The sequence below is a fragment of the Escherichia sp. E10V5 genome (assembly GCF_004212315.1).
In the GTDB taxonomy this organism is placed as follows: Bacteria; Pseudomonadota; Gammaproteobacteria; order Enterobacterales; family Enterobacteriaceae; genus Escherichia.
In genome coordinates this window covers 45,883-62,960 of the sequence record NZ_RHJM01000025.1, presented here as the reverse complement: position 1 = coordinate 62,960, position 17,078 = coordinate 45,883, and the positions used below count along the sequence as shown (strand labels likewise).

Below are 17,078 nucleotides of genomic sequence, written 5' to 3'. Positions count from 1 at the left end.
TCTATTCCTGTTGCGTAAATCTCGCTACGCAGAATCTTCATCTTTTCAGGTACAAACGCTTTTATTGCTACATTTGTATAACATACACAGCGCAACGCTATCGACCATAAAGGTGGCATATGGTGTGATCGGGGTTCAATAAATTGCGAAACAAGGTATACTCCAGCAGTTTCCTAAGATGTTTATTGTACTAAACGCTCCCGTAAGAGGACGCTACTGCGCACCTATGACACAATTCGCTTCTCCTGTTCTGCACTCGTTGCTGGATACAGATGCTTATAAGTTGCATATGCAGCAAGCCGTGTTTCATCACTACTATGATGTGCATGTCGCGGCGGAATTTCGTTGCCGTGGTGACGATCTGCTGGGTATTTATGCCGATGCTATTCGTGAACAGGTTCAGGCGATGGAAAACTTGTGCCTGCGGGATGATGAATATCAGTGGCTCTCTGCCCTGCCTTTCTTTAAAGCCGACTATCTCGACTGGCTGCGTGAATTCCGCTTTAATCCGGAACAGGTCACTGTTAGCAACGATAACGGTAAGCTGGATATTCGTTTAAGCGGTCCGTGGCGTGAAGTCATCCTATGGGAAGTTCCTTTGCTGGCGGTCATTAGTGAACTGGTACATCGCTATCGCTCACCGCAGGCCGACGTTGCGCAAGCCCTCGACACTCTGGAAAGCAAATTAGTCAACTTCTCGGCGTTAACCGCCGACCTTGATATGTCGCGCTTCCATCTGATGGATTTCGGCACTCGCCGCCGTTTTTCTCGCGAAGTACAAGAAACCATCGTTAAACGTCTGCAACAGGAAAAGTGGTTCGTTGGCACCAGTAATTACGATCTGGCGCGTCGCCTTTCCCTTACGCCGATGGGAACCCAGGCACACGAATGGTTCCAGGCACATCAGCAAATCAGCCCGGACCTTGCCAACAGCCAGCGAGCTGCACTTGCTGCCTGGCTGGAAGAGTATCCCGATCAACTGGGGATTGCGTTAACCGACTGTATTACGATGGATGCATTCTTACGTGATTTCGGCGTGGAGTTTGCCAGCCGCTATCAGGGCTTGCGCCATGACTCTGGCGACCCGGTAGAATGGGGCGAAAAAGCGATTGCACATTATGAGAAACTGGGGATTGACCCGCAAAGCAAAATACTGGTTTTCTCCGACAATCTGGATTTACCTAAAGCGGTTGAGCTTTATCGCCACTTCTCTTCTCGCGTGCAATTAAGTTTTGGCATTGGTACACGCCTGACTTGTGATATTCCTCAGGTAAAACCCTTGAATATCGTGATTAAACTGGTGGAGTGTAACGGTAAACCGGTGGCGAAACTTTCTGACAGCCCTGGCAAAACTATCTGCCATGACAAAGCGTTTGTCCGCGCGCTGCGTAAAGCATTCGACCTTCCGCACATTAAAAAAGCCAGTTAATATCATCAGGGAGCCATAACGGCTCCCTTTTTTGCCTTTTATTCCGAAATCTTTTGCCCCATCTGCGAATTCTGCTTGTCTGATTGCAGATGCCAGGTAACATAGGTATCCCCCCATTGACGGGTGGACAAGTGTTTATTTTTTCCGACTATTAACAGAGAGAATATTATGAGCGTTGTGCCTGTAGCCGACGTACTCCAGGGCCGCATAGCCGTTGACAGCGAAGTCACCGTGCGCGGATGGGTACGTACCCGCCGAGATTCAAAAGCTGGCATCTCCTTCCTCGCCGTTTATGACGGTTCCTGCTTTGATCCTGTACAGGCTGTCATCAATAATTCTCTGCCCAATTACAATGAAGACGTACTGCGTCTGACCACCGGTTGCTCGGTCATTGTGACGGGTAAAGTCGTGGCATCGCCGGGCCAGGGGCAACAATTTGAAATTCAGGCCAGCAACGTTGAAGTTGCCGGTTGGGTTGAAGATCCAGACACTTACCCGATGGCCGCAAAACGCCACAGCATCGAATATCTGCGTGAAGTCGCTCACCTGCGTCCGCGTACCAACCTGATTGGCGCTGTAGCACGCGTTCGCCACACGCTGGCACAGGCACTGCATCGCTTCTTTAACGAGCAGGGCTTCTTCTGGGTTTCTACGCCGCTGATTACCGCGTCCGATACCGAAGGCGCTGGCGAGATGTTCCGCGTTTCAACGCTGGATCTGGAAAACCTACCACGTAACGATCAGGGCAAAGTCGATTTCGATAAAGACTTCTTTGGTAAAGAGTCTTTCCTGACCGTATCTGGTCAGTTGAACGGCGAAACCTATGCCTGTGCGCTATCGAAAATTTATACCTTCGGCCCGACATTCCGTGCTGAAAACTCCAACACCAGTCGTCACCTGGCGGAATTCTGGATGCTGGAGCCAGAAGTCGCGTTTGCTAATCTGAACGATATCGCCGGTCTGGCTGAAGCCATGCTGAAATATGTCTTCAAAGCAGTTCTCGAAGAACGTGCTGACGACATGAAATTCTTCGCTGAACGCGTGGACAAAGATGCTGTAAGCCGCCTGGAACGTTTCATTGAAGCAGACTTCGCCCAGGTTGATTACACCGAAGCAGTCACCATCCTTGAAAACTGCGGTAAGAAATTTGAAAACCCGGTTTACTGGGGCGTCGATCTCTCTTCTGAGCACGAGCGTTATCTGGCGGAAGAACACTTTAAAGCACCGGTAGTGGTTAAAAACTATCCGAAAGACATTAAAGCGTTCTATATGCGCCTTAACGAAGACGGTAAAACCGTTGCCGCAATGGACGTTCTGGCGCCGGGTATCGGTGAGATCATTGGTGGTTCGCAGCGTGAAGAGCGTCTGGACGTGCTGGACGAGCGCATGCTGGAGATGGGCCTGAACAAAGAAGATTACTGGTGGTATCGCGATCTGCGTCGCTACGGTACTGTTCCACATTCCGGTTTCGGTCTTGGCTTTGAACGCCTGATTGCCTACGTGACCGGCGTACAGAACGTGCGTGACGTGATTCCTTTCCCACGTACTCCGCGTAACGCCAGCTTCTAATTCACTTCCTGAAAGAGCCAGCGCACGCTGGCTCTTTTTTATCCCCTTCTGTCAAGTTATCTGTTTGTTAAGTCAATCAATCTATTTGCAACCCCTCAAGGCCCCTCTTCCTGTTACGGAATATTTCTCTGAAATATTTGCGAACAAAAAATTAACCCACAGTCTTATTGCGGATTAGCAATTTCTTAGCTGATAGCACAATTTTTATACTTATTTTTGGCTTTCTGGACGCCTGAAAGCGTGATTCAGTGAGACTGCGGGGAAAAATAATCAGAAAGAAAATTTTCGTTTAGTTAATTTAAACATAAGGAAATCATATAAATAGATCAAATTCACTGCAAATATCATTAAAGTCCAATGGAAATATGACGGCGTTCACAAAGTTCCTTAAATTTTACCAATGGTTACACATTTTTGCTTTTTGTAACTATATCTTTATCTTTGTAGCACTTTCACGGTAGCGAAACGTTAGTTTGAATGGAAAGATGCCTGCAGATACATAAAACACCAAACTCTCATCAATAGTTCCGTAAAGATTCATTGACAGAACTTATTGGCGGCAGTGGCAGGTGTTATAAAAAAAACCATGAGGGTAATAAATAATGATGAAGCGCAATATTCTGGCAGTGATTGTCCCTGCTCTGTTAGTAGCAGGTACTGCAAACGCTGCAGAAATCTATAACAAAGATGGCAACAAAGTAGATCTGTACGGTAAAGCTGTCGGTCTGCATTATTTTTCCAAGGATAACGGTGAAAACAGTTACGGTGGCAATGGTGACATGACCTATGCCCGCCTTGGTTTTAAAGGGGAAACTCAAATCAATTCCGATCTGACCGGTTACGGTCAGTGGGAATACAACTTCCAGGGTAACAACTCTGAAGGTGCTGACGCTCAAACTGGCAACAAAACCCGTCTGGCATTCGCTGGTCTGAAATACGCTGACGTAGGTTCTTTCGATTACGGTCGTAATTACGGTGTTGTTTATGACGCACTGGGCTACACCGATATGCTGCCAGAGTTCGGTGGCGATACCGCATACAGCGATGACTTCTTCGTTGGTCGTGTAGGCGGCGTTGCTACCTACCGTAACTCCAACTTCTTTGGTCTGGTTGATGGCCTGAACTTCGCTGTTCAGTACCTGGGTAAAAACGAGCGTGATACTGCACGACGTTCTAACGGCGACGGTGTTGGCGGTTCCATCAGCTACGAATTCGAAGGCTTTGGTATCGTTGGTGCTTATGGTGCAGCTGACCGCACCGACCTGCAAGAAGCTCAGCCTCTCGGCCAGGGTAAAAAAGCTGAACAGTGGGCAACTGGTCTGAAGTATGATGCAAATAACATCTACCTGGCTGCAAACTACGGTGAAACCCGTAACGCCACCCCGATCACTGGTGGCTTTGCCAACAAAACGCAAGACGTTCTGTTAGTTGCGCAATACCAGTTTGACTTTGGTCTGCGTCCGTCCATCGCTTACACCAAATCTAAAGCGAAAGACGTAGAAGGCATCGGTGATGTTGATCTGGTGAACTACGTTGAAGTGGGCGCAACCTACTACTTCAACAAAAACATGTCCACCTATGTTGACTACATCATCAACCAGATCGATTCTGACAACAAACTGGGCGTAGGTTCTGATGATACCGTTGCCGTAGGTATCGTTTACCAGTTCTAATAGCAGACCTCTTTGTTAAATGCCGAAAAAACAGGACTTTGGTCCTGTTTTTTTATGCCTTCCAGAGCAATCTCACGTCTTGAAAAAACAGCCTGCGTTTTCATCAGTAATAGTTGGAATTTTGTAAATCTCCCGTTACCCTGATAGCGGACTTCCCTTCTGTAACCATAATGGAACCTCGTCATGTTTGAGAACATTACCGCCGCTCCTGCCGACCCGATTCTGGGCCTGGCCGATCTGTTTCGTGCCGATGAACGTCCCGGCAAAATTAACCTCGGGATTGGTGTCTATAAAGATGAGACGGGCAAAACCCCGGTATTGACCAGCGTTAAAAAGGCTGAACAGTATCTGCTCGAAAATGAAACCACCAAAAACTACCTCGGCATTGACGGTATTCCTGAATTTGGTCGTTGTACCCAGGAATTGCTGTTTGGTAAAGGTAGCGCCTTAATCAATGACAAACGCGCACGTACAGCCCAGACCCCAGGTGGTACCGGTGCATTACGTGTAGCCGCCGATTTCCTGGCAAAAAATACCAGCGTTAAGCGCGTGTGGGTGAGCAACCCAAGCTGGCCAAACCATAAGAGCGTATTTAACTCTGCGGGTCTGGAAGTTCGTGAATACGCTTATTACGATGCGGAAAATCACACTCTGGACTTCGACGCTTTAGTTAACAGTCTGAACGAAGCTCAGGCTGGTGACGTTGTCCTGTTCCACGGCTGCTGCCATAACCCTACCGGCATCGATCCTACACTGGAGCAATGGCAAACACTGGCGCAGCTTTCTGTTGAGAAAGGCTGGCTGCCGCTATTTGACTTCGCTTACCAGGGTTTCGCCCGTGGTCTGGAAGAGGATGCTGAAGGTCTGCGCGCTTTCGCGGCTCTGCATAAAGAGCTGATCGTCGCCAGTTCCTACTCTAAGAACTTTGGCCTGTACAACGAGCGTGTTGGCGCTTGTACTCTGGTTGCCGCAGACAGTGAAACTGTCGATCGTGCATTCAGCCAGATGAAAGCAGTAATTCGCGCAAACTATTCTAACCCACCGGCTCACGGGGCTTCGGTTGTTGCTACGATCCTGAGCAACGAGGCTTTGCGTGCGATCTGGGAACAAGAGCTGACCGATATGCGCCAGCGCATTCAGCGTATGCGTCAGTTATTTGTTAATACACTGCAGGAGAAAGGCGCAAACCGCGACTTTAGCTTTATCATCAAACAGAATGGTATGTTCTCTTTCAGTGGCCTGACAAAAGAACAGGTACTGCGTCTGCGTGAAGAGTTTGGCGTGTACGCTGTTGCTTCTGGTCGCGTAAACGTGGCCGGAATGACGCCAGATAATATGGCGCCGCTGTGCGAAGCGATTGTGGCTGTGCTGTAAGCGTTAAAACCAATGAAGCCCGCTGAAAGCGGGCTGAGACTGATGACAAACGCAACATTGCCTGATGCGCTACGCTTATCAGGCCTACGCGCCCCCTGCAACATTTTGAATTTGCACGATTTTGTAAGCTGGATAAGGTGCTCGCGCCGCATCCGGCATAAACAAAGCGCACTTTGTCAGAAATCCAGGCCCGCATTAAAAGCGGGCTTTTTTATGCGCTTTTACCAGACGGGCATTTCGTCTTGCAGGAAGGGGTTATGCAGGCGCTCATAACCAAGAGTGGATAATGGTCCGTGACCCGGAATAAATGTCACGTCATCCCCCAATGGCAGCAATTTATCTTTGATTGAAGAAATCAGTTGTTTGTGATCGCCTCGTGGGAAGTCACTGCGCCCTACTCCGCCTTTGAAAAGGACGTCGCCAGAAATCAACAGTTTTGCCTGATTATCAAAGAAAACCACATGGCCTGGCGTATGCCCTGGGCAATGTAACACCTGTAAAGTCACATTCCCTATGCTGATAGTGTCGCCTTCATTCAGCCAGCGATCTGGTGTTAATGGCTGACACTCTTCCAGGCCAAACATGCGACTCTGCGCAGGCAAGCCTTGCAGCCAGAACTCATCTTCTTTTTCCGGGCCAAGCACTGGCACGCCGTAGTGTTGTGCCAGTTCCGCCGCTGCGCCAACGTGGTCCAGATGACCATGCGTCAGCAGGATCTGCATTAGCGTCAGGCCGCTGGCGTCAACTTCCTGTTTGATTTTTTCCGCATCGCCACCCGGATCGACCAGTGCGGCCAGGCGAGTTTGCTCACACCAGATCAATGAACAGTTCTGGGAAAATGCGGTGACCGGAATAATACGATAATTCATACTGCCCCTGTTTCGTTAAGCGATTGTTACCAGTGCCGCGCTGGCCCGGTATCAATATGCACAAAGTTACTGCGTGGGTAATATCCTACACCACCTGCGCGCATAGATAACGCTGCTTTGCGTATATTGCTTAACGCAATACCTTCAATATGGAAGTCCATCGCCTGCCCTTTAGTGTGATAGCTTTTCTTTGCTACTCCACGGCTGTGGGCGCGTAATTCATTATTGGTGTCAATCGAACGGTAGCCAGATATGAGCTGTACTGGCTTGCGAGTGCCTAACAACCCTTGCAGGCGATATAACTGGTCGAATAATCCTGGGTCGATGGACCTTATTTTGTTCGCGCGGAAATCGCGGAAAAAATGGTTTAGTTTTGCCAATTCTTCCTGAATATAGCCTCTGCCATCGAAAAACTCCGCCTTAATTGACTCTCCGGTATGGAGATTGTTAAGTGTCAAAATGCGCGGACGTGGGGTAGAGAGTGTCGCAAATGAAGGCGTCGGCAGGATGGCGGCACCAAGTGCAACACCACCAAGCGCCAGTAGTTTGCGGCGATTAGCGTCGAATTTGTCCATGATAATCAAGTCTACAGGTCAATGTTATCGTTTATATGCACTTCTGGCGCACAAGAGGCACCTTAACCGCCCATAAAGCTGACGTCAAGATGACTCACCCCCAGCAGCGACGGGGGCTACAGAGAATAGCCCCCGAAAATGCTAATTATTACGACAACAGATTTTCCCGAACTACTTCATTTACCTGATTAATTGTTCCGCTTTTGAGACAATTTGCGAGCTGGATCGTGCCGGCAGATCATAATTGTAAATATCTGTACGATATTGGGTACGACCATCTGCACCAACAAAAGCGGTCAGATAGTAAAGATTAACCGGTATCGATTGACGAATATTAACGTAACGGGTATCACCCCGCTTTAGAGCATCGGAGATACGCTTGTCATTCCAGCCAGCATCCTGCAGCAGCATATTTGCCAGATCCGACGCCTTATTCACCCGCACACAGCCAGAACTCAACGCGCGCGTTTCACGTTTGAAAAGATTGTGATTCGGCGTGTCATGCAAATAGATAGCGTCTGAACTCGGCATATTAAATTTATACCGTCCTAGCGAATTTCGCGGGCCAGGAGCTTGCTGGAAGCGGAACGGCAAATTCGATGCGGTTATCGTCGACCAGTCAATCTGCCACGGGTCAAGCGCATCTTTGCTGTTCCAGCCGCGCATAACCGTATAGCCATGGCTTTCAAGATAACCGGGATCGTTACGCACCTTTGGCAGAATATCTTTGCGTGCCAGCGTCGGTGGTACGTTCCACGGCGGGTTTACCACCACATTGTTTAAGGCACTGCTCATCATCGGCGTTTTGCGATCGGGACGACCGACAATGACCCTTGAATCCAGCACTTGATTGCCGTTCTGATAATAGACCAGCGAATAGGCCGGAATGTTAACCATGATGCCAGTAGAAAGCTCGGATGGCAGCAAGCGCAATCGCTGGATATTGAGCGCCAGCACGCCCGCTCGCTGTGCAGGCGTGACGTTTAACCAGTCTCGCGTTGCCGGGCCAATAGAGCCATCTGCCCCTAAGCCTTGCCATGCCTGAAAACGTTTCACGGCTTCCACCAGCTCATTATCATAGGCAGCTCGGACGGCTGGCGCAGGTTTACTGCGAGCTGTAGTTTGCTTACCCATCGGCTTAGTTTCGGCTGTTTCGATTGCAGCGGCAGACGGACTAACTACCGCGCCTGTCGATGTTTCATCGCCCGGCAGTGCTATTTTCGGCCCACCTTCGAGCATACCTGTACGCTGCAAAATCTCGCGCAGCGCCGGGACGTCGTTACTCCATTGACCAGGGCGTAGCGTTGCTTTACCGGTCAGTTGCGGCCACGGTTTGGAATCACTCAATAAGTTCAGCAAAGATTCATGCATTGCTGAATATTGCGGATGCTGTGGTGCCAACCCTGTGACAAACGTGGTCAGTTGACCGTTATCCAGCGCCACCTGCCAATGGTTAATGACCGAGAGCGGCGGTGTTGAGAGCGCATAAGGTTTACTGCTGTACAGCCAGCGGGTACCTTTGACCGGAATGTTTGCGACGAAATGGAGATACCCCATCATTGCATCCGATAGCACCACATCACGTGCCATACCGTTAACGCCAGGGTCAGTCAGTAACTCCACCCATTTGTTAAACTGCGGTTGAAAACCGGCAATCGCCACTTCCGCCAACTGCTGCTGGAAAGCTTTAACTGCATCACGATTTTCCCACATCGGCTGCATATCGCGTGCTGCATACAAGAGTTGAAGCTGGTTAAGATAAACCGGCTTATAACCTGCAGGTAATTGTGATTCAATTTGCGTGCGGGCCTTTTCTGCCGCACCTTCAGGTAGCGGTTGGATCCCCGCCATTATTGCCGTGGCTTGCGCCTGCGGCAGTACATCTCCCTGTTCACTTACAGCCACCGGGCTGTCACCAGGGATAACCTCAGGCTCATCAGCCTGCACACTGAACAGTGGAGCGAATGTTACGGCCAGGCACAAACTGATTGCCGAAAGCCGACGACCACACATCATGTTAAGCAACATCCCTTGCCCCCTGTTTTTATCATACTCTGAATAGCCAGGCTGTTTTATCTTAACTGCCTTTACAACGCCAATACTCATGAAAGTATGACGAGCAAGCCTGTTACTTCTCAAGCTTACCTTCAGTATATAAACGTCGGTACGTTTTTACACAACCTAATGTAAAGAAGTTTAAAGAAAAGCGCGCCATAATGCGGCATTTTTTTAGTGCAGAAACGGAGTTTTTCGAAAAAAAAGGCGGCATCGCTGCCGCCTTGAACTTAACTTGCCTGAGAAGGCGCTTCATCCGTACCTGGAAGCGTTTCAGGGAGTTGCGGCGCAAATCCTCGCAGGCCAACGACGTGAACGTGTTCGGTATTCTGGAAGACTTTACGCACCAGTTTATAGGTGGTGCCTTTCTCCGGGCTGATATTTTCAGGTGCCGCGATGATGAGCTGCATTTGCAAACGCTCACACAATTCAAACAGCGTGGCGATGGAACGGGCATCCAGTCGCGCAGCTTCATCGAGGAATAGCAGACGGCAAGGAGAGATATCTTTACCGCGCAGGCGGCGAGATTCATCTTCCCAGCTCTGTACCACCATCACCAGAATCGACATACCCGTACCGATAGCCTCACCGGTCGACAGTGCGCCAGACTCCGCGCGCAACCAGCCATCGGAACCACGGTTAACCTCAACTTCCATCTCCAGGTAGTTACGGTAATCCAGAAGTTCTTCACCAATGGTTTGCGGCGTGCGCTGCCCCATATCAATTTGTGGATTAAGTCGCTGATACAGTTTTGCCAGAGCTTCCGAGAAGGTTAGACGGTTGCTCTTGAACAGATCCTGATGTTGCTCATGCTGTTCTGAAAGCACGTCAAGCAGCATGGCGTGGGTTTCACGCACGTTCACGTTCAGACGCACACTGTTCACCTGACCGAACGATACGCTCTGCAAGCCCTGGTTGAGCATGCGGATACGGTTCTGTTCGCGCTGAATGGTTTTGCGAATGATGTTCGCCACACTGCGGGAGCTGATCGCCAGTTTCTGTTCGCGAGAAGTTAACTCTTCGGTCAGACGGCTAAGTTCGATTTCCATCTGCTCGATAGCTTCCACCGGATCATCAGTACGAATAATATCCTGGCGAATACGTTCGCGCAGATGCTGATAAACCGCCACGAAGAACTGGATTTTGCGCTCAGGTCGTTTTGGATCTTCCGACATGCGCAGCACGTCGCGCAGATGTTCGTTATCCGCCACCGCCAGACGCAGCGCACCTAACGCCTTATCCGACATGGAACGTAAATCATCGGCAGAGAGATAAGCCAACTCACGACGGTGTAAGCGGCGTTCAACGCCATTATCTTTCACCATGCGCATTACCGCACACCAGCCCGCTTTCGCGGTCACTACCTGCTCGCGCATCTCAAAGTAATCACGTTCCAGCTTGCGCAGTTTGCGGGTCAGGTTGTCCATCTCCGCTTCGCAGAAGGTCAGCGCTTTTTCCAGTTGATTGCGGCGTGAACGGTTATTGCTCAGTTGCGCGTGCAGCTCGTCACGGCGAATACGCGCCCGCTCTTCTGCCCCGCTATCGGCACGCACGCCGATATCCTGTAGTTCTCGTTGTAGATCGTTAAGCAGCTCTTTTTTGGTGTCGTAAGAACTTTTCAGCGAAGCCAGTACCTGGTTGTACTGACTCAACTGCGCAGCGTGGCCGCGCAACGCTTCACGAGCACGAGTACGTTCCGCTTCCGCCTGCTCCAGACGTTCGCGCAGTTTTTCGTTGAGATCGCTGTTCCCACTCAGCATTTCTGCCGAGTCAGAGTAGCTAAAGTGCGCACGACGCTGTACCACTTCAGTCAGAGCAAATGCCTGTTGACGGGCATCGCGCTGCATCTGCTGAGAATACGCGTAATCTTCTTTTAACTGTTCGAACTGTTCCGGGTCGCTCTGCAACACAGAAACGATCGGCTCCAGTTTCGCCAGTTGATTGCCAAACTGCTGAACAAAACGCGCGGCTTCCTGAGCTTCATCAAGACGTTCGCGGATTTCATCGACACGATCCGCCAGTGAGTCATCCGCTAACAGGTTGAGACGCGGCAGGATACGGTTCAGTGCCGCAACGCCCTCTTTCGCCTGCTCAAACTGAATTCGCTGCTGCTGGTTATCATTTTCATGATTACTCAACGCCCGCTCCAGTTCGACACGACGGCTGTTCAGTTGGCGAATTTCGGCTTCTGGATCGGACTCAAACGCCACTGCCAGATGGCTGCCAATAAAGCGGCTGAATGCCTGATGCAGTCGCTGGGTTTTCTGAACATCAAAGGAGAGCGTAGCAAAGCGTTCAGAGAGCAATTCGCGCTCGGCGTGCAGGCTTTCGATCCGGCTTTCACGCGCCGCGCGACCAAACAGCGGCACTTCCGGGAAACGCGAGTAACGCCACTGACGCTCGGCGGTTTTCACCACCACCGCTTTTTCCAGCTCATCGACGTTGAACACGCTATCATCGAACGACTGCGGATCCCCCTCGATCAAGTAGAGATCTTCCGGACAATCGGTTAAGCCTTCCAGCTGTTCGGCCACCTGAGACAGATCCGGCACCACAATGGCGTGGCGAGACGGGCCATACAGCGCCGAGAAGTACGGCGCATCTTCCAGGCTAACGTCGTCATAAATTTCTGACAGCAGTACGCCGCCAAAACGCTCGGCCAGCGCATTCAGACGCTGGTCTTCGGAGCCGCCAGGCTGGCTTAAACGTTCGATCTCTTCATCGACAGCGTTTTTGCGCGCGCCCACTTCATCACGTTCAACAATCGCTTCGCGCTCACGCTCCAGCAGTTGTTGCAGATATTCGGTGACATCCTGGCTGCAGGTGAACTCTTCACCGCACTGCTCGCTCAACTGGTTGAGGCTGTTTTGCGCTGCCAGCCAAACCGGCGCACGCTGCATCAGGCTCTGAATGCGAGACTGCAGCTGTTCCTGCTCCTGACGCAGCGCCATACGCTCTTCACGGGCGTTGGAAACGCTGTCAGAAAGAGAGGCAATGCGCGCTTCCAGTTCCTGATGCAGGGCTTCCAGTTCGTCGATATCAAAATTCTTGCCCTGACGTTTGCAGAAATCTGCCAGCAGACGCTCAGCTTCTTGCTGCTCGCGCAGACGCTGTTCCAGTTCGCTTAAGCGCATCCGCAGTGGCTGAACCTGCTCTGCCAGGTGACGCTGATCAACCCCTTCGCGCAGCAGTTCGCGGGCGACATCCCACGCCTCGTTACGCGCCAGCGGGCCGTTGATTGCAACCACCAGCTGATAAGCCTGCTCAAACTGGCTGTGCGCAGTTTGCGCCATGCTCATTTTCTGCTCAAGAGAGAGCATTTTTTCGGTCGCTTCCAGCTCTTTCGCCTGGAAGGTTTCCAGCCATTCGGCGGCGCTGTCGGCGGTTAAGTCCGGCAGATGGCACAGTTCTTTGGCGCGATTAAGCGCAGCAATCGCCTGGTTGTACTGGATCGCACGCGTTTGCTGGACGTCCAGCGCCTGCTGGTAGTCAGCAAGCTGACTTTTCAGCTCGTCCACTTCCAGTTCGGCGGCTTCCGCGCGCGCTTCGTTATCTTCCTGGCGCTCGATGGCTTCTGCCACCACTTCATTTTGCTCTTCGAGACGGATCTGCAGTTCATCGAGGTCCGCTTCGTAGCGTTCGATTTTCTCCTGCTGACGCAAAGCGGTTTGCACCAGGTTCAGGTGATCGCTGGCCGCCTGATAATCCGCTTCCAGATCGCCCTCGGCACCGTTGTGCTCTGCCAGTTCACGCGCCATATCGACATGTTTGTACTGCTCCGCCGCCAGTTGCTGACGCGAAGTATGTAGCTCGAGACGAAACTCCAGCGCTTTATCGAGATGGACACGGCGCTCGTTGGCGTGACGCATGTAGTCCGCCGCCACGTAGTTGGTGGCTTCGCTGATCAGATGTTTAAACAGGTCGCGGTCCGACTGGGTGACGCGAATCGCTTCCAGCGTCATACGGTTTTCACGCAGCGCCGCTTCCATGTCCTGGAACGCTTTACGCACGCCGCTGTTTTCCGGCAACAGGTAGTCGCGCAGAGAACGGGTGATGGCACTGGAGATACCACCGTACAGCGAAGCTTCGATCAGACGATAGAATTTGCTACGGTCAGACGCCGAACGCAGACGACGCGCGATGATGCCCAGATCGAACATCAGCGAGTGGTAATCGGTAATGGAGTTGAACTGTTTAAACTGCACGCCTTCCATCGCCTCGAGCTTTTCTTTCAGCTCGTTAAGCGGCAGCACGCGCGCCTGGCGTTCGTTCAGGGATTCGGTCACCAGCTGCGTCGGCTGCACCGACATCGGCAGTCCCTGAATGGCAAACGGCTTGATATCAACTTTACGATCGCGTCCGGCAACCTGTTGCAGACGCACACCGACCACCACGCGCTGGTGGCGCGAGTTAATGGTGTCAAGCATCGAATAACAGACACCCGCTTTCAGCTTACCGTGCAGACCTTTATCACGCGAACCACTGGTAGCCCCGGCTTCCGTGGTGTTACGGAAATGCAGCAGGGTCAAGTCGGGAATGAGCGCCGTAACAAACGCCGCCATCGTGGTGGATTTACCCGCACCGTTACCGCCGGAAAGCGTCGTGACCAACTCATCCAGGTCAAAGGTGCGAGCAAAAAAGCCGTTCCAGTTAATCAGCGTCAGTGAGCGAAATTTACCGCGTTCAATCATTATTCTTCCTCTCCGCTATCTGGCTGATTCTCTTCAGTTTCGTCATTGAGTTGCAGGTGATTTTCCAGCGACATTGCTTCACCATCGCGAATCAGACGACGTTGTGCTTCACGCGGATCGTCGCCCGCACGCACATCGGCACCAAAGCGGAACACCGATTCGGTAATGCGGAACTTGCTGCTGTCGTGGCCCATAAACCACACCATGCCTAAGCGACGCAGACGGTTGAGCGAAGAGCGTACTTTTTCCTGCAACTTCTGGCGGTCAACGTCTGAACCGGTAGAACGATTGTTCACCAGTTTCAGCAATTTTGCTTCATCGGCCAGGGTGAGCAGTTCGTCATACAGTTCCTGCTGGGTAAAGATCCCCTCGTTCGCCAGCCGTTCCGGGCTGAGATAGAGATAACAGAGGATTTTCCCGACCATCATGTCCAGTTCCGACAACACGGAACGTGGGATGATGGTGGTGGAACGTGGACGTAAATAGAAGAAACCTTCCGGCGCGCGGATTAGCTCCACGTTATAACGCGCGTAAAATTCTTCCAGATATTCCTGAAAATCCATCAGGAAAGCATGATTATCCAGTTCGTCGAGGCCAATATGGCGGCCTGAACGTAAGGCGCTATCCAGCGCCGGAAATAACGGATTCGCCAGCGCCTGCGCCAGCTTAACCGGCATCACTTGTTCAATATTTGTCGATGACATGCGCCTGTACCTTGGCTCCGTAATCATTAATCGGCTGCCATTTCGCTGGCAGTCCGGTGAAGTCTGCTTGCGCTACGCCGAGGCGTACCGCCTGATCAATAACAATACGCGCGACGTCAAAGTGACGCGCACGCGGATACTGCGCCAGATATTCGCGTACCACCAGACCAAGATCCAGCGGTACTTGCCTGGTTTTATAGACGGCGAGCTGCTCTTCGATAATCGCTGCGAGTTGTTCGCGGATCTCGTTAAACTCTTCGTACTCTAAATCTGGCGGAAGTTCCCCGGTCACTTCTTCATCGCGCAGTGCCATCTCTTCGTCACGCATATCCAGCAGACGATCGGCATTGGCGTAAGTCAGCGCCCACGGCTCATCAAAATAGGTTTGTACCGACTGGCGTAAACGCTGGGCAAAGACGCGGTTTTTATCCATATCGATAGCGGTACGAATAAATTTGTGTACGTGGCGATCGTAGCCAATCCACAAGTCGATGGATTGCTGGCCCCAACTGATAATACGGTCGAGTTTGCTCTGCAGATCGAACACCAGGCGATCGACAAAATGCAGATCGTCATGGGTCATAGTGGCATCCTGAATGCGCAACAGATTGGCCTGGAGTTTGTCGCCTGCCGCTTCCAGCGTATCCTGCAATTCACGCAGCGTTCCGGAAGTTTCCGAAAGCAACAATTCACAGCTGGAGATCGCCGCCCGCCAGTCTTTATTCAGTAACTGAGCGATATCGTCCTTCACCTGCTGCTGCTGTTCGTCCATCAGACGTTGCGTCAGGTCGATGCTGTCGAAAATTTCCGCTACCGAATATTTCAGCGGCGCATAGACGTTGCGGTGCCAGTGAAATTCATCACCGCCCTCTTCGGCGGCATCGGCTGCACGTTTTAACTCACCCGCCACAATCGACAACTGCATAGAAAGGCGCAACGTAGAAAACTCGCGCTGACGGATGTAGTAGTCAGTAATGCCGATGCCGAGCGGCGTCAGGCGATAAATAGCATTCCCTTCCGCCTGCTCGCTGGTAAAGCGGTTCAGCAGACGTTGACGCACCATATCGTTGATCGCGTTGTTGGCGCGCACGCCGATGGTTTCGCTGGTTTGCTCAAACGCATCACTCACATGGCGGAACGCATCCACCAGCTCGCCTTCACTCATCTCACCATCAAGACGCTCGCCATTCAGCGTGGCAACAGCCAGCAGAAAAGAGAGTCGGTCTACCGGCAGCGAGATGGAGAAGTCATTTTTTCTGGCCCAGGCAACCAGTTCGGGGACTGTCTGGGATAATTCACTCATACTTTATCCTTGCTCTGCGGTTTGTGCGCGGTGACATGAATATAACGCCCCAGGTTAATATACGGTTCCTGACGGCAATAACGCGTTTCTAATTCAAGTAATGCTTCATAGCTGTCGCGCTGTTGGTGCTTTTCACGCAGATAATCATGAAACACGCGAACGCCTGTCTTACCCATAATTTGCCAACCAGCTTCTTCCAGCCACAGATAAACTTGCGCCGGGTCGCGTGGATAATCTGGCGAAAGCGTCCGTTTTTTCTTTTTCGGCATTCCCGCCTGCACGTAATCAAAATTCCCGGCGACCATGTTATGCATCAGCAAGCCGTGCGCATTGTAGAACATTAATGACAACACGCCGCCTGGACGCAACACGGACCACAGGGTCTGCAATACGCTGCGGGGATCGGCCACCCACTCCAGTACCGCATGGAACAATATCAGATCAACGGGCGTTTCCAAATGTGAAGCAACATCCTGAGCGGCGCAATGTATAAATTGCATGTTGTCGCTCACACCTTTTGCTTCTGCCGCCTGTTTTGCGCGGTCGATCATCTGCGCAGAGAGATCGCATAAAATGACCTGATGCCCGCGCTCGGCCATTTTGATTGCGGTCTGCCCTTCACCGCCACCGGCATCCAGCACACGCAGTTTTTGCGCGCCCATTTCCGCCAGCACGCGATCGAGATCTTGCCACAGAATAGCCTGTCGAAGCTGCCCTTTGGTGGTGCCGTAAATGTTACGGGAAAACTTTTCCGCAATATCATCAAAATTGCGATCCTGCATTGCTTTCTCCACCGGTTGGCTAAGACGTTTTCTGATAAAGACGCTATTTTGTCA

The 17,078-nt window shown here is 51.5% G+C and carries 11 protein-coding genes; 4 read left to right on the top strand and 7 right to left on the bottom strand.

Annotation, left to right across the window (positions count from 1 at the left end; all coding sequences use genetic code 11):
* Positions 1-226 precede the first annotated feature (226 nt).
* The 4 genes from pncB (at position 227) to aspC (ending at position 6,045) form a co-directional block, all read left to right on the top strand.
* Positions 227-1,429: a nicotinate phosphoribosyltransferase gene (pncB, locus tag D9738_RS17930; protein WP_130205357.1), complete on the top strand. Its 1,203-nt coding sequence runs from the start codon at positions 227-229 to the stop codon at positions 1,427-1,429.
* A gap of 168 nt (positions 1,430-1,597) precedes the next feature.
* Entirely contained in the window at positions 1,598-2,998 is a 1,401-nt protein-coding gene (gene asnS / locus D9738_RS17925; protein ID WP_130205355.1) for an asparagine--tRNA ligase, read from the top strand.
* Between the two features lie 602 nt (positions 2,999-3,600).
* Positions 3,601-4,671: a porin OmpF gene (gene ompF / locus D9738_RS17920; protein ID WP_130205353.1), complete on the top strand. Its 1,071-nt coding sequence runs from the start codon at positions 3,601-3,603 to the stop codon at positions 4,669-4,671.
* A 183-nt stretch (positions 4,672-4,854) separates the two neighbouring features.
* Positions 4,855-6,045 carry an aspartate transaminase gene (gene aspC, locus D9738_RS17915; protein ID WP_130205351.1) on the top strand — a complete coding sequence of 397 codons (1,191 nt, stop codon included), beginning with the start codon at positions 4,855-4,857 and terminating at the stop codon, positions 6,043-6,045.
* A gap of 221 nt (positions 6,046-6,266) precedes the next feature.
* Here aspC and gloC read toward each other — a convergent pair whose 3' ends face one another.
* The 7 genes from gloC to cmoM all read right to left on the bottom strand — a co-directional run bounded on the left by gloC (position 6,267) and on the right by cmoM (position 17,024).
* Positions 6,267-6,914, bottom strand: a complete 648-nt coding sequence (gene gloC / locus D9738_RS17910) for a hydroxyacylglutathione hydrolase GloC (protein WP_130260782.1) — start codon at positions 6,912-6,914, stop codon at positions 6,267-6,269.
* A gap of 26 nt (positions 6,915-6,940) precedes the next feature.
* Entirely contained in the window at positions 6,941-7,489 is a 549-nt protein-coding gene (locus tag D9738_RS17905) for a YcbK family protein (RefSeq protein ID WP_130205347.1), read from the bottom strand.
* A 180-nt stretch (positions 7,490-7,669) separates the two neighbouring features.
* Positions 7,670-9,517 (bottom strand): L,D-transpeptidase, encoded by a 1,848-nt coding sequence (gene ldtD, locus D9738_RS17900; RefSeq protein ID WP_130260781.1) that lies wholly within the window; start codon positions 9,515-9,517, stop codon positions 7,670-7,672.
* 257 nt (positions 9,518-9,774) lie between these two features.
* On the bottom strand, positions 9,775-14,235 hold the full coding sequence (gene mukB / locus D9738_RS17895) for a chromosome partition protein MukB (protein ID WP_130260780.1): 4,461 nt from the start codon (positions 14,233-14,235) through the stop codon (positions 9,775-9,777).
* Positions 14,235-14,939, bottom strand: a complete 705-nt coding sequence (gene mukE / locus D9738_RS17890) for a chromosome partition protein MukE (protein WP_010344468.1) — start codon at positions 14,937-14,939, stop codon at positions 14,235-14,237. The genes mukB and mukE overlap by 1 nt, the downstream gene beginning before the upstream one ends.
* Positions 14,920-16,242, bottom strand: a complete 1,323-nt coding sequence (gene mukF, locus D9738_RS17885) for a chromosome partition protein MukF (protein WP_130205341.1) — start codon at positions 16,240-16,242, stop codon at positions 14,920-14,922. Before mukF ends, mukE begins: the two co-directional genes overlap by 20 nt.
* Positions 16,239-17,024, bottom strand: a complete 786-nt coding sequence (gene cmoM, locus D9738_RS17880) for a tRNA uridine 5-oxyacetic acid(34) methyltransferase CmoM (RefSeq protein ID WP_130260779.1) — start codon at positions 17,022-17,024, stop codon at positions 16,239-16,241. The genes mukF and cmoM overlap by 4 nt, the downstream gene beginning before the upstream one ends.
* Positions 17,025-17,078: the final 54 nt, after the last annotated feature.